At 60.9% G+C, this 12,612-nt stretch carries 15 protein-coding genes and 1 tRNA gene; 11 read left to right on the top strand and 5 right to left on the bottom strand.

The genetic code is table 11. The annotated features are described in order from the left end of the window. Positions 1 to 71: 71 nt before the first annotated feature. Complete coding sequence (locus FZZ90_RS11640; protein WP_255613862.1) at positions 72 to 1,172, top strand: type IV pilus twitching motility protein PilT; 1,101 nt, start codon at positions 72 to 74, stop codon at positions 1,170 to 1,172. On the opposite strand, the gene FZZ90_RS11635 is transcribed toward FZZ90_RS11640, so the two are convergent. Beyond that, positions 1,173 to 1,349, bottom strand: a complete 177-nt coding sequence (locus tag FZZ90_RS11635; protein ID WP_226414054.1) for a chlorophyll a/b-binding protein — start codon at positions 1,347 to 1,349, stop codon at positions 1,173 to 1,175. Between the two features lie 42 nt (positions 1,350 to 1,391). Next, a complete protein-coding gene (gene tsaD, locus FZZ90_RS11630) occupies positions 1,392 to 2,465 on the bottom strand; it encodes a tRNA (adenosine(37)-N6)-threonylcarbamoyltransferase complex transferase subunit TsaD (protein ID WP_226425943.1) in 1,074 nt (357 codons plus the stop codon). Between the two features lie 77 nt (positions 2,466 to 2,542). On the opposite strand from tsaD, the gene FZZ90_RS11625 reads away from it, so the two are divergent. Both FZZ90_RS11625 and psaJ read left to right on the top strand, forming a co-directional pair. Then, on the top strand, positions 2,543 to 3,019 hold the full coding sequence (locus FZZ90_RS11625) for a Photosystem I reaction center subunit III (protein ID WP_226425942.1): 477 nt from the start codon (positions 2,543 to 2,545) through the stop codon (positions 3,017 to 3,019). A gap of 32 nt (positions 3,020 to 3,051) precedes the next feature. Beyond that, positions 3,052 to 3,168 (top strand): photosystem I reaction center subunit IX, encoded by a 117-nt coding sequence (gene psaJ / locus FZZ90_RS11620; protein WP_006850741.1) that lies wholly within the window; start codon positions 3,052 to 3,054, stop codon positions 3,166 to 3,168. Positions 3,169 to 3,256: 88 nt separating this feature from the next. Here the strand turns inward: psaJ and gmk are convergent, their stop codons facing one another. Then, entirely contained in the window at positions 3,257 to 3,814 is a 558-nt protein-coding gene (gene gmk / locus FZZ90_RS11615; RefSeq protein WP_226426029.1) for a guanylate kinase, read from the bottom strand. A gap of 86 nt (positions 3,815 to 3,900) precedes the next feature. On the opposite strand from gmk, the gene FZZ90_RS11610 reads away from it, so the two are divergent. Next, entirely contained in the window at positions 3,901 to 5,580 is a 1,680-nt protein-coding gene (locus FZZ90_RS11610) for an NFACT family protein (protein ID WP_226426028.1), read from the top strand. 125 nt (positions 5,581 to 5,705) lie between these two features. After that, the gene (tatC, locus tag FZZ90_RS11605; protein ID WP_226426027.1) at positions 5,706 to 6,410 is read left to right on the top strand and encodes a twin-arginine translocase subunit TatC; all 705 of its coding nucleotides are present in this window, start codon (positions 5,706 to 5,708) and stop codon (positions 6,408 to 6,410) included. Here the strand turns inward: tatC and FZZ90_RS11600 are convergent. Beyond that, positions 6,391 to 6,807, bottom strand: a complete 417-nt coding sequence (locus FZZ90_RS11600) for a DUF3067 family protein (protein ID WP_226425941.1) — start codon at positions 6,805 to 6,807, stop codon at positions 6,391 to 6,393. The two genes, tatC and FZZ90_RS11600, sit on opposite strands and share 20 nt — an antisense overlap. A gap of 47 nt (positions 6,808 to 6,854) precedes the next feature. Here FZZ90_RS11600 and petC point away from each other — a divergent pair, with 47 nt between their 5' ends. The 6 genes from petC (at position 6,855) to FZZ90_RS11570 (ending at position 10,978) form a co-directional block, all read left to right on the top strand. Beyond that, positions 6,855 to 7,391: a cytochrome b6-f complex iron-sulfur subunit gene (gene petC, locus FZZ90_RS11595; RefSeq protein ID WP_226401539.1), complete on the top strand. Its 537-nt coding sequence runs from the start codon at positions 6,855 to 6,857 to the stop codon at positions 7,389 to 7,391. 38 nt (positions 7,392 to 7,429) lie between these two features. Further along, positions 7,430 to 8,362 (top strand): cytochrome f, encoded by a 933-nt coding sequence (gene petA, locus FZZ90_RS11590; RefSeq protein WP_226425940.1) that lies wholly within the window; start codon positions 7,430 to 7,432, stop codon positions 8,360 to 8,362. Between the two features lie 5 nt (positions 8,363 to 8,367). After that, complete coding sequence (lgt, locus tag FZZ90_RS11585) at positions 8,368 to 9,246, top strand: prolipoprotein diacylglyceryl transferase (RefSeq protein WP_226425939.1); 879 nt, start codon at positions 8,368 to 8,370, stop codon at positions 9,244 to 9,246. Continuing rightward, complete coding sequence (gene cobM / locus FZZ90_RS11580; protein WP_226425938.1) at positions 9,243 to 10,004, top strand: precorrin-4 C(11)-methyltransferase; 762 nt, start codon at positions 9,243 to 9,245, stop codon at positions 10,002 to 10,004. The genes lgt and cobM overlap by 4 nt, the downstream gene beginning before the upstream one ends. Positions 10,005 to 10,029: 25 nt before the next feature. After that, positions 10,030 to 10,101 (top strand) — tRNA-Val (locus tag FZZ90_RS11575). A 100-nt stretch (positions 10,102 to 10,201) separates the two neighbouring features. Beyond that, positions 10,202 to 10,978, top strand: coding sequence for a RodZ family helix-turn-helix domain-containing protein (locus FZZ90_RS11570; RefSeq protein WP_226425937.1), 777 nt, complete (start codon positions 10,202 to 10,204; stop codon positions 10,976 to 10,978). Here FZZ90_RS11570 and FZZ90_RS11565 read toward each other — a convergent pair. Further along, positions 10,962 to 12,599 (bottom strand): Ppx/GppA phosphatase family protein, encoded by a 1,638-nt coding sequence (locus tag FZZ90_RS11565; protein WP_370631063.1) that lies wholly within the window; start codon positions 12,597 to 12,599, stop codon positions 10,962 to 10,964. The two genes, FZZ90_RS11570 and FZZ90_RS11565, sit on opposite strands and share 17 nt — an antisense overlap. Positions 12,600 to 12,612 lie beyond the last annotated feature (13 nt).

The following is a 12,612-nucleotide window of genomic DNA, read 5'->3' as shown; positions in this document are numbered from 1 at the left end:
ACGTGGCTCAGCCGGTTTCCCCCCCCAGCTTCCCGCCGCGCCCAACCTCGGTTCGTACCTCAGAACGATCTCTGGAGGTTCAAAACCCGGCGCGCAGATCAGCTGCAGATGGCTCTCCAAGCCTCGAGGAGATCGTTCGCATCGCCCATGAGGCCGGCCATTCCGACGTCCACCTGGGTGTTGGAGAAGTACCGCGCTACCGCGCACGGGGAGACATGCAAGGCACGGAATGGCCCTTGACCCAGGCCGATGTCTTTCAGGGATGGCTCCAGGAAATCCTGACGCCACAGCAGATCGATGGCTTCAACCGCGACAAGGAATTCGACGGCTCCCATGCCTTCCCCTTCGTGCGCGTGCGCATCAACCTGATGGATTCACTGCGCGGCCCGGCCATGGTGCTGCGCCTGATTCCGCAGACGATCCTCAGCATGGATCAGCTGCATCTCCCCAACGTGCTGCAGAGCCTCGCGGCCCGTCGGAAGGGACTGATCCTGGTGACCGGACCGACAGGGTCCGGCAAAAGCACAACCCTCGCGGCCATGATCGACTGGATCAACCGCAACGAGGCACGGCACATCCTCACGATCGAGGATCCCGTCGAGTTCGTGCACGAGAGCCGCAAGTCCCTCATCCGGCACCGGGAAGTGGGATTGCACACCCTCAAATTCCACAACGCCCTGAGGGCCGCCCTGCGGGAAGACCCTGATGTGATTTTGGTGGGCGAAATCCGGGATCAGGAAACCCTCTCCACGGCCCTCGAAGCCGCCCAGACCGGCCACCTGGTGTTCGGGACGCTCCACACCAATTCAGCGGTGAAAACCGTGGAACGGGTCCTTGGCATGTATTCACCTGAGGAACAGGAGAGTGTGCGCCGTTCGTTGTCCGAGTCGCTGCTGGGGGTGATCGCCCAGGGATTGATCAAGACGAAAGACGGAAAACGGGCGGCGTATCACGACATTCTGATCAACACCGATGCCTGCAAGGACTACATCCAGCGGGGGGCGCTCGATGAGGTGGAGGAAATCATGGAACGCAGCGGATTTGATGGGATGGTGACAACCAATCAATCGCTGCTGGCCCTGGTGGAGGCAGATCGCATTGACGCCACAGAGGCTGTAGCTGTCAGCCTCAAACCCAACGAACTGGCTCAAGCCCTACGGGGCCGAAGCTAATCAGCCACCGCTGAACACACGCACCAAAAGGACTACTGCGATCCCTGCGGACAGGCCGATCATCGCCAGACGGCCGTTCCAGATTTCGGCTTGCGGAGTAAACCCACGCTTCCAGGCGTTCAGCTCTTCTGCCTCCACGGGCTCCGGAGCATCTGATCTGGTTTCCGGTTGATCCACGACGCAGAGACCGAAGGGTGCGTTTAAGCCTAAAAGGCTTCTTTAAAAGGGTGGGTCTGATGTGTAAAGAGCATTGGCTTGATCCAAGGGCCAGCGGGCCGCAACTCCCGATTCAAGAGAGGTGGAAGCCGTGTTCTGGCCCAGACGCATCAAGGCCGCAGCTCCGATCATTGCAGCGTTGTCGGTGCAGAAGGCCAGAGGAGCGATGGAGACTGCTATGCCCCGCTTTTTCCCCTGTTCGAGCATGCATTGGCGCAAACGACGGTTCGCAGCGACACCGCCGACCATCACCAGTTGCTGAACACCATGGTCTTCAGCACAGCGGAGGCTGCGTTCCACCAGAACATCAGCCACTACCTGTTCGAAACTGGCGGCCAGATCGGCAAGAGGCAGCGGATCGCTGGTCTGCCGCAGTGTTTCCACGGTGCGGAGCATGGCTGTCTTCAGACCACTGAAGGAAAAGTCGTAGGGGTGAAACCCACCGCCCGGCAATGAAATCCGCCCCTTGGGCAGGCGGAAGCGCGTTGCCTCACCCGTTTCGGCAACAGCCTGGATGGCAGGGCCTCCGGGGTATCCCAGACCGAGCAGGCGCGCCACCTTGTCGAAAGCTTCTCCAGCGGCATCGTCATGGCTTCGGCCTAGACGCGTCATCGCCCCGTCGTCAGCCACCAGGATCAGCTCAGTGTGGCCCCCACTCACCAGCAGCACCAAATAAGGCGCTTGCGGTGGAGCATCTCCAAGCATCACCGAGGCCAGATGGCCTTCCAGATGATGGATGCCGAGGAAGGGGCGCTGATGCAGCGCGGCAAGGGTGCGGCCGGTCACCGAGGCCACCATCAGAGCCCCAGCCAGGCCTGGAGTGATCGTTGCCGCTATGGCATCCAGCTGCCCTAAAGCGACACCCGCCTCATTGACAACGGCCTCCACCAGCCCAGGCAGGGCCTCGACGTGACGACGCGAGGCGATTTCAGGCACAACACCACCCCAACGGGCATGCTCCTCGACCTGGGACGCAATCCGCGACGCCAGAACGTCGATTCGTCCATCAGCGTGACGGAGTAGGACCGCAGCCGCAGACTCGTCACAACTTGTTTCGAGGGCAAGCACTGCATGCATCGGAGCGATGCGCCTCTCCTACTCTCCTGCTTGTGACATCTTGCCCTTTCGGGGCACCGTTCAGAGGAATCGTTCCGATGCGTCGTCTCTTCGCCGTCGTGCTTTCAGCACTCCTGGTGTTCGGCTTCGCCCCCGTCGCCAAGGCGGATGTGGCTGGCCTCACACCCTGCTCTGAAAGCGCCCGTTTCCAGCAGCGTGCCGCTGCCGCTACAACGCCTCAGGCCAAAGCCCGCTTCGAGATGTACAGCCAGGCCTCTTGTGGTGAGGATGGCCTTCCCCACCTGATCGTGGACGGCCGCTGGAGTCATGCCGGTGATTTTGTCTATCCCGGGATCATGTTTCTGTACATCACCGGTTGCATCGGCTGGGCCGGTCGTGAGTACCTGAAAGCAACCCGCGGCAAGAATGCTGCCCAGTACGAAATTTTCATCGATCGCAGCATTGCCTTCAAGAGCCTTCTGGCTGCCGCCACCTGGCCCCTCGCTGCATTCGGTGAATTCACCAGCGGCAAGTTGCTCGAAGACGACAGCAAGGTGACTGTTTCACCGCGCTGATTCATACGACTTCAACCATTGCTCCCTCAACAATGAACAAGTTTCTGACCGCAGCTCCAGTAGTTGCAGCCATCTGGTTCACCGCCACCGCCGGCATTCTGATCGAGTGGAACCGCTTCTTCCCCGATCTTCTCTTCCACCCGATGTGAACCACGGGTTGATCAATATCAGATAAGGGAACCTTCGGGTTCCCTTTTTTTGTGCCTGCACCGCGTTGCCAAGATCAGCAGCTTCGCGTTATCCCAGCCCCATCAGCGTCTCCACCTGGTTCAACGCTGATTCGAGATCGTCGTTGATCACGACGGCATCGAATTCATGTTGAGCCTCGAGTTCCTCACGAGCGCGAGTCAAGCGGCGCTGAATGGCGTCCTCGGAATCGGTACCGCGCCCCCGGATCCGGCGCTCCAATTCCTCAAAGCTTGGGGGAGCCAGAAAAATCTGAAACCCATCCGGGAAACTGCGACGCACTTGGCGGGAACCTTCCAACTCAATCTCCAAAAGCACAGGGCGCCCCGCCGCCATTTGTTGCTCAGCAGGACCGCGGGGAGTGCCGTAGCAATTCCCTGCGAATTCCGCCCACTCCAGAAAACCTCCCTGCTCCACCAAGGCCTCAAACCCCGCACGGCTGTGGAAGAAGTAGTTGATGCCGTCCTGCTCCCCCTGGCGCGGAGAACGGGTGGTGGCAGACACCGACAGCCAAATCTGGGGATGGCGCTCCAGCAGCTGGTTCACCAGGGTTCCCTTGCCGACTCCACTGGGACCGGTGATCAAGGTGAGCTTTCCACTGGTGGACATCGCGGCGTCTGCGTGGCTCAGCAGAGTAGGAAGCCCCAACGCTCCGCCCGGTGCTCCAGGTGATCGCCTCCACCAGCCTGCAGCCAATGGATCTCACCACGCTTCGCGCGGTGCTCTGGAATCTGCGTCCAAAGCTGGTGCCAAGCCGTTTCGAAAAGGCACAACAACCGGACCCGGCAACGATTCAACTGGGATGCCGCAGCCTCAAGGGGATGGTGTGGCTGGAACTGAGTTGGCAAGCCGAAGCACCTCGACTGGTGGAGGTCAACCCTCCCCCGCGCAGCGGCAGCGGCAGCACCTTCGCGCAACAGTTGCAACACAGCCTCCGCCAGCTGGCTCTTGTGGAGCTTCACCAGAGCGGCTTTGAACGGGTGGTGGAATTCCGGTTTGCCCAACGCCCTGGGGAACCGATCCAGCGGGTGCTCGTGCTGGAGCTGATGGGACGGCACAGCAACCTCCTGCTCCTCGATGAGCAGCGCCGCATCATTGCTCTGGGGCGCCAGGTCCGGGACCATCAGTCCCGCGTGCGCCCTCTCTCCACCGGTGATTCCTACAGCCAACCCCCGATGCTTCAGGGGTTGGCACCGGATCGAACGGAGGGCTTTGAACGCTGGAAGGAGCGGCTCTCTCTCGTCCCGATCCCGCTGCGCAAGGCCTTTCAGCAGACCTATCAGGGGATCAGCCCAGCCCTCGCTGGACAGCTCGCCGGAGACCATGTGAACACCCCGGTGGACAGCCTGGATGCCAGCCAGTGGAGCCACCTCTTTGAGCGATGGTCTCTCTGGTTGGACCAACTCGAGAGCGAACAGTTCGCCCTCGTGGTGGAGAACGACGGTCGTTACCGGGTCTGGGGATCTCCTCGTACTGAAGTGCATCCACAACCCTCTCTGGCGCTCACGCTGGGATCCCTGCACCAGCAATGCCAAGAGCAACGGGCCCTGGCACGGGTCAACCATGACCTGCGTCAACGCCTGGAGCGTTGGCGCAGCAAAGAACAGGCCGCCCAGGAGGACCAACGTCAGCGCCTGAAGGCCACCGACGGGCACGGGGCCCTTCAACGCCAGGCGGATGCTCTCCTTTGCATTGGCAACCCAAGCCGCGACCAGGTCGATGAAGCCCAGTCGCTCTATCGCCGGGCCAAAAAACTACGGAGATCGCGCCCGATCCTCGAGCAGCGGCTGAAGCACCATCAGCGACGTCTTGAGCTGATCAACGAGAGCGAAACCTTCATCGAGGATCAACTGAGCGCAACCTGGCAGGACTGCCCAGCACGCCTCTCCGCCCTCAATGATCTGCGGGAGGAACTCGATGAGCTGCTGCAGCCAAAGGAACGCCGTCGCAACACAAGACAGCAGCGTCAACGGGACCAGCCCAATCCGCTGGAACTGAACACTCCGGGAGGTCTCAAGGTTCAGGTGGGGCGGAACCACCGCCAGAACGACTGGATCTCGCTGCGCCAGGCCCGCAGTGGTGACCTCTGGTTTCACGCCCAGGAATGCCCAGGGAGTCATGTGGTGTTGAAGAGCTCCAATGGGCTGGCCGAGGAATCCGACCTGGCAATGGCAACAGACCTGGCGGCCTATTTCAGTCGCGCTCGGGGCAACACGCGGGTGGCAGTGGTGATGGTGCCCACCGATCAGCTGCAGCGAATTCCCGGTGCCGGACCGGGCACCGTGCGCCATGGACAAGCTGAGATCCGCTGGGGGGATCCCCAGGGCGCGGAAGAGCGGCTGCTTGCCCCTAGCCTGAATCCACACTCGGGCTGACCTGTTGCGCCGCCCGACCCGCGTCCGTGTCTGAGCGCCCCGAAGGTCCCCCAGCTCTGCAACCACCACCACCCATTCGCATTGGGCGGGCACCTGGCGATGCCGATTTACCCAATGAGGTGGAGATGCCTCTGGTGGATCACCTTGAGGAATTGCGCCAACGGGTTCTGCGCAGCTTGCTGGCCGTTGTCATTGCAGCGCTGACCTGTCTGCTGGGAGTCAAACCGCTGGTGCGCCTGCTGGAAGCGCCAGCCAGTGGCATTCATTTCCTTCAACTTGCGCCGGGCGAGTTTTTATTCGTCTCGCTGAAGGTTGCCGGCTACGCCGGACTCACCCTGGCCCTGCCCTATGTGCTGTTTCAGATCCTGGCCTTCGTGCTGCCGGGCCTGACGATCCGCGAACGACGCCTGATTGCCCCTGCCGTCGCCGGCTCCGCGGTCCTGTTCATGGTGGGCCTGGCCTTTGCCTGGTGGGCCCTAGTGCCAGCCGCCCTGCGTTTTCTGGTGAGCTACGGCGCCGATGTGGTGGAGCCGCTTTGGTCGATCGAGCGCTATCTGGATTTTGTTCTGCTGCTGATGCTGGCCACCGGGCTGGCGTTCCAGCTCCCCGTCCTGCAGCTGCTCCTCGGGGCTCTGGGGCTTGTGCGCTGGAGGCCGATGCTGGGAGCCTGGCGCTGGGTTGTGCTGGGTTCAGCCCTGGCTGGAGCCGTGCTGACGCCATCCACCGATCCGATCACGATGCTGCTGCTGGCTGGAGCCATCACGGCACTGTTTTTAATTGGCGTAGGCCTGGTGGCTCTGACCGAATCGTTCAGACCAGAAACTCCTTGATCAGCGTTTCCGCCTCCGGCCCCGTCGCCTCCAGCGGAAGACTCAACGCCTTGCCCAGACGCGGTTTGTCACGGGTGGAACCAAGCCATTGGCGCACCTCACCCGCCAAACCAAGACGATTCACAACATCCAGCACCTCACCGAGATGCTGCCGATAGGCCTCAAGGTCCATCGGAAACGACTGTTGCTCGAGATAGGCCCACATCACCTGGAGGTACAAACGACGGCGTCGCACCACCAGCTGAAGGTCGTAAGTCGCCCGCCAGCGCTGGCGTAGACAGGCAATCACCTCGTCGACGCTGAGCGGCGGCTCGGGCACGGCGTTGGCGATTTCAAGCACAGAAGCAGTAGCGGCAGGAGCAGGAAGACGCCTGTCGTTGCAAAGCTTGACAGGCACTTAAGCATCCATAATGGTCGCCAATCCGAGCTGGATGAACGTCCGCCATGACACAACTCTCCTCGAGCGATGTGCCCGGAATGGGTCGTCGGCAGTTCATGAATCTGCTGACGTTCGGCTCCGTCACTGGTGTGGCCCTTGGAGCCCTCTACCCGGTGGCGAATTACTTCATCCCCCCCAAGGCAGCCGGCAGCGGCGGTGGCACTAGTGCCAAGGATGAGCTGGGCAACCCGATCACAGCCAGCGGTTGGCTCTCCAGCCACCCCGAGGGCGATCGCAGCCTGGTGCAGGGCCTCAAGGGTGATCCCACCTATCTGATCGTTGAAGGCGAAGACGCCATTGGCAGCTACGGCATCAACGCCATCTGCACCCACCTCGGTTGCGTCGTTCCCTGGAACAGCGGTGCCAACAAGTTCATGTGCCCTTGCCATGGCAGTCAGTACGACGCCACCGGCAAGGTGGTCCGTGGACCTGCCCCTCTCTCCCTGGCCCTGGCCAACGTCAGCGTGGAGAACGACAACGTGTTCATGAGCCAGTGGACCGAGACCGACTTCAGAACTGGTGATAAGCCCTGGTGGGCCTGATCTTTCCCTTCCCTACGCCTGAATTCCCTCACCGTCCCATGCGTCGTCACCTCTCCCTCCTCCTTGGATCGCTAGTCATTGGACTGGCTCTGCTGATTGCCCCGGCTGCCAGCTGGGCCTACCCCTTCTGGGCTCAACAGAACTACGACAGCCCCCGGGAAGCCACAGGCAAGATTGTTTGTGCGAACTGCCACCTGGCCAAAAAGCTGACCCAGGCTGAAGTTCCCCAATCGGTGCTCCCCGACAGCGTCTTCACCGCCAGCGTCAAGGTTCCCTACGAGAAGGGTCTTCAGGAGATCGGAGCTGACGGCAGCGACGTGGGTATGCAGGTGGGCGCTGTCGTGATGCTTCCCGATGGCTTCACCCTGGCTCCTCAGGACCGCTGGACCGAGGAGATCAAGGAAGAGACGGAAGGCGTCTACTTCACCCAGTACAGCGACGACCAGCCGAACATCCTGCTGGTGGGACCGATTCCTGGTGACGAACACCAAGAGATCGTCTTCCCTGTTCTGTCCCCTGATCCCGCCACCGACAGCAACATCCACTTCGGCAAGTACCAGATCCACGTGGGTGGCAATCGCGGCCGTGGCCAGGTGTATCCCACCGGTGAGAAGAGCAACAACACCGTCTACACGGCTCCGACCAGCGGAACCATTGCCTCCATCGAGCCCGGTGACAACGGCGCCAGCGTGGTCAGCATCAAAGCTGCTGACGGCAACAGCGTGACTGAGACCATCCCAGTTGGTCCTGAAGTGCTGGTCAGTGTTGGTGACAGCATCGAAGCCGGTGCTGCCCTGACCAACGACCCCAACGTGGGTGGCTTCGGCCAGGTGGACGCGGAAATTGTTCTGCAGAACCCCGTTCGGATCTATGGCTTGCTCGCCTTCTTCGCTGCCGTGGCTCTGGCTCAGATCATGTTGGTGTTGAAGAAGAGGCAGATCGAAAAAGTTCAGGCAGCTGAGGGCGTCTGATCGCTATGGCTGTTGAAGCCCTGTTTCCCCTGGCGACCTTCCAGTCGCCAGGGGAATTTTTGCCTCTTACCGAAAGCTGGTTCCTTCCCCTGCGTTGGTACGGGCTGCTGATTGCAACAGCCGTCTTGATTGGACTGAACCTCTCCAGCCGCCTGGCCAAGCTTCGACAGCTGGAGAACGGCCTGATCAGCGATCTGCTGCCCTTGCTGGTGCTGTTTGCCGTCATCGGAGCACGGATCTACTACGTGGCCTTCGAGTGGCACAACTACGCCTCAAACCCGCTCAAGGCCCTGGCCATCTGGGAAGGAGGGATCGCTATCCACGGTGCTTTGCTGGCGGGAACAATCACCCTGATCCTGTTCTGCCGCTGGCGTCGGCAACCCTTCTGGGATGTTCTGGACGTTCTGGTTCCTTCCGTGGCCTTGGGACAGGCCATCGGTCGATGGGGGAATTTCTTCAATTCAGAGGCCTTTGGGGTTCCGACTGATCTGCCGTGGAAGCTGTTCATCCCGGCGCAGAGCCGGCCGGTGATTTACAGCACGTCGGAGTTTTTCCACCCGACGTTTCTGTATGAATCCATTTGGAACCTGCTGCTCTTCGCAGTTCTGCTGCTGCTCTTTCGCCGCGGGCTGAAAGCTCCTGGGAAGCTCCCATCGGGCGTCATGAGTTGCGTGTATCTGGTGGGGTACAGCCTCGGCCGTGTCTGGATCGAAGGTCTGCGCATTGATCCTCTCTGCATCGGTTCGCTTCCACCGGCTTGCGAAGGGGGAATCCGCATCGCCCAATTGATGAGTTGCACCTTGGTCGCGCTGGGCATGATCGGGCTTTGGTGGCTATACGGACGAAAGCGACCCTTGCCTGATCCATCAGGCCAACGCAGTTGAGTCAAGTTGTCAGTTTCGTCGGCGCAGGCCCGGGTGCCCCAGACCTGCTCACCCTTCGCGCAGCTGAACGTCTTAAACAGGCCGATGTGCTGATCTGGACGGATTCCCTGGTCTGTCCAGCCATCGCAGATCTGGCTCCGGCTGATTGCGAACGGATCCGCACCAGCACGACCACGCTCGAAGACCTGATCCCGTTGCTGATCGATCGACACCGCCAGGGCAAACGGGTGGTGCGACTCCACGACGGAGACACTGCGCTCTACAGCGCTATCAACGAACAGATCTGCGCCTTAAACGACGCCAAAATCCCCGTGGAAGTAATCCCCGGGATCAGCGCTTACCAAGCGGCAGCCGCCGGACTGGCCAGCGAACTCACCCTTCCAGGCGTGGTGCAGACCATTGTTCTCAGTCGCGCTGGAGGTCGCACCGGCGTGCCGGAACGGGAACAGCTGGATCGGCTGGCCGCCCTGCGCGCCAGCCTTTGCATCTATTTGAGTGCACGACACGTTGAAGAGGTGCAAACCACCCTTCTGGAGCACTATCCCGCCGACACGCCAGTAGCCATAGGACATCGGGTGAGCTGGCCCGATCAGATGCTCACAGTGGTTCCTCTCAGGGAGATGGCTGCGGTCAGTCGGGAACGGAATCTGATTCGAACAACGCTCTACGTAGTCAGTCCGGCCCTCGCCGGTGGTCCTCAACGCTCACGCCTTTACTCGCCTGACCACGACCACCTGTTCCGTCCGAAAGCCCAATAGGCAGTGGTTTAGGATCGATTTGTGCGGGCGATTAGCACAGTGGTAGCGCACTTCCTTCACACGGAAGGGGTCACTGGTTCGAATCCAGTATCGCCCATATTTTTTGGTGGCACTTAATCCTTCGGCGTTCATCAAGGGCTGACTGCACTGTGGAATGGGCCTAGGTTCAGCCCTGAGCTAGGTCGACTTACTCATTGATGAACGAGCGGAGTCTTGCGGACGACCAAGGCAAAGCCACGGGCCTTGTAGAGGCAGGGCGACAGTTGGCCGAGGCACGGGCTGCAGCGGGCCTGACCCAGAACCAGCTTGCCGGCCAGATGCACATGGGCGAGGAGCAACTCGCAGCACTGGAACGCGGCGATCAAGCCGAACTTCCTGAACCCGTGTTCATCAAGGCCATGGTGCGCCGGCTCAGCTCCCATCTGGGTTTGGATGCTGACGCCATGGTTCAGACCCTCGGTCCCCTCACCACCAACCAGCCCAAACGGGCGACTCCCGGGGCAACAACGCGGGGCATCACCCCTCAGAAACAAAGAACAGTTCATCCGCTTCCCCTTTTGGCCCTAGCCGGGCTTGCTGGGCTTGGCTTTGTTGTGTGGAGCAACTCCTCCGAGTTGACGCGCTTCGCCCAAGGGTTGAGGCCTACCAATCAAACCCTTGAACCAAGCGAGGCAGACCTCGAGGTGGCCGAGGTTGTAGAGGAGCTCGATGCTCTCATCGTTCCAGCTCCACCCACCGCAGAGCTGGGACTCACGATCAGCAGCAGCGAACCCAGCTGGATCGCCTTGCGGCGTGAGGGAATTGTGGAATTCGAAGGGCTCCTGAATGGTGAGCGCAGGATTGAAAATCCCGATCTGGTGGAGATCTACGCCGGCCGGCCTGATCTGGTCCAGCTGAGTTACCCCGACGCAGAGACACGAACCCTTGGCGCCGTGAACGACATCCGCTGGATCCCTCTCAACCCTGAACGCTGACGCGCAGATCCACCCCGACAGCCTCCTTCACCACCTCAGCGCAGCTCTCCAAGCTCCATTGCTCAAGGCTGACGTTCTGGTTGACCCGCTCAGGGACGATTTCCAGCTCAAGAGTTCCTTTCACCGCATGAATGCGGAGTGCTGAAATCACCGGTTCAGGCCTGCGATCCAGGGCCGCGGCCAAGCGCAGCAGCAGGGCCATCTGATGAACGCAACGACGGTTTTCTCGGGTGGCCACAAGCTGCCAAGACTCATGGCGTTTCTTCGGCAGGCTGCGGCGGTGATAGCGGGCAATGGCCGCCACCATCAAGTGCTCCGCCTCGGAATAGCCCAGCAGCTCACCATGACGAATCAAGTACCAGGTGTGCTTGTGGTAAGCGCTGATGTTGATGTGCTGGCCAGAGGAATGGAGCATGGCGGCAGCCCAAAGCAGTTCGCGACCTTCGCCGCTGTCGTCATGCATCACTCCTCGCGTTGCGTCGTAGAGGCTTAGGGCATGGCTGGCGACCCGTTCAGCCCTGATCTGATTCACCGCAAAACGCTGAACCTGATGAATCACGGTGCGTTGCCTGATGCTGCTCTGAAAGCTGAAGCGGTCTTCCAGAAGCCCCTGGCGAAGCATCCAATCAACAATCAGACCTTCCCTGAGCGCACGCTCACTCAGCACCAAGTCCTCGACTCCCAGCATCTTCATGGTGGTTTGCAGGATCAGCGCGCCGGGAACAATGATTTCGGCCCGACGGTCATTGATCGGAGCCAACTCCCTCCGCTGAGCAGGGGTCATCGTGATCAGACGATCGACCACCTGGTCCAGGCGCTGCCGGGTGACGCGGTACCCATGCAATTTGCGGGGTGGACGCTCCTCTTCACTCGCAGCCAGTGAGCCAATCGCCATGGCCGTGCCGCTGGTGGCCACCAACACAGGAGTTTCACCGGGTTTGATCCTGCGACGCACTTTGTCGACCGCAGGTTCAAGCGACCCCTGAATGAAAGCCTGCAGAAACGATCGCCGTTGGGGAGGCATCGGATCATCCCGAACAAAGTCCCGCTGGAGGCGCACAGCCCCCACACGGGTGCTGGTGAGGGCGCGGGCATCACGACCATCGGCAAGGATCAGTTCCGTGGAGCCACCGCCGATGTCGAGCAGAAGATGAGGACGATCTCCAAAAGGCATTCCTGAGAGGACACCCAGGTAGATCAGCCGGGCCTCCTCGGGGCCGCTGACCAAATCCACCTCCATCCCCAGATCGTCGAGAATGGTCTGGAGGAAATCGCGACCATTGGGCGCTTCACGAACGGCACTCGTCGCGGCCGTCACGATCTGCTCAACCCGGTGACTGGCGGCGAGATCTCTGAACTGGCGGAGAGTTTCCAGCCCCCGTTGCATCGCCGCCGATGTCAGCTCACCGGTCTCGGGATCACGCTCCCCAAGACGCGTGGTGGCCTTTTCGGCCTGGATGATCCGAAACGTGCGCAGCTTCGGATCAACGGCTGCCACCAGAAGATGAAAGGAATTGGTGCCGATGTCGATGGCGGCGATCCGGCGCAGATCAGGATTCGCTGCCTGAGGCACGCCGTTGTTCTGTTCCGTTGGCTGGGCTGGGGCCTTGGCATCCAGCATCAACGTCAGAGCG

It is taken from the genome of Synechococcus sp. MU1617 (genome assembly GCF_020514235.1).
Classification (GTDB): domain Bacteria; phylum Cyanobacteriota; class Cyanobacteriia; order PCC-6307; family Cyanobiaceae; genus Parasynechococcus.
Note: the sequence above shows the minus strand (reverse complement) of the source record. Positions and strands in the feature narration are given on the sequence as shown.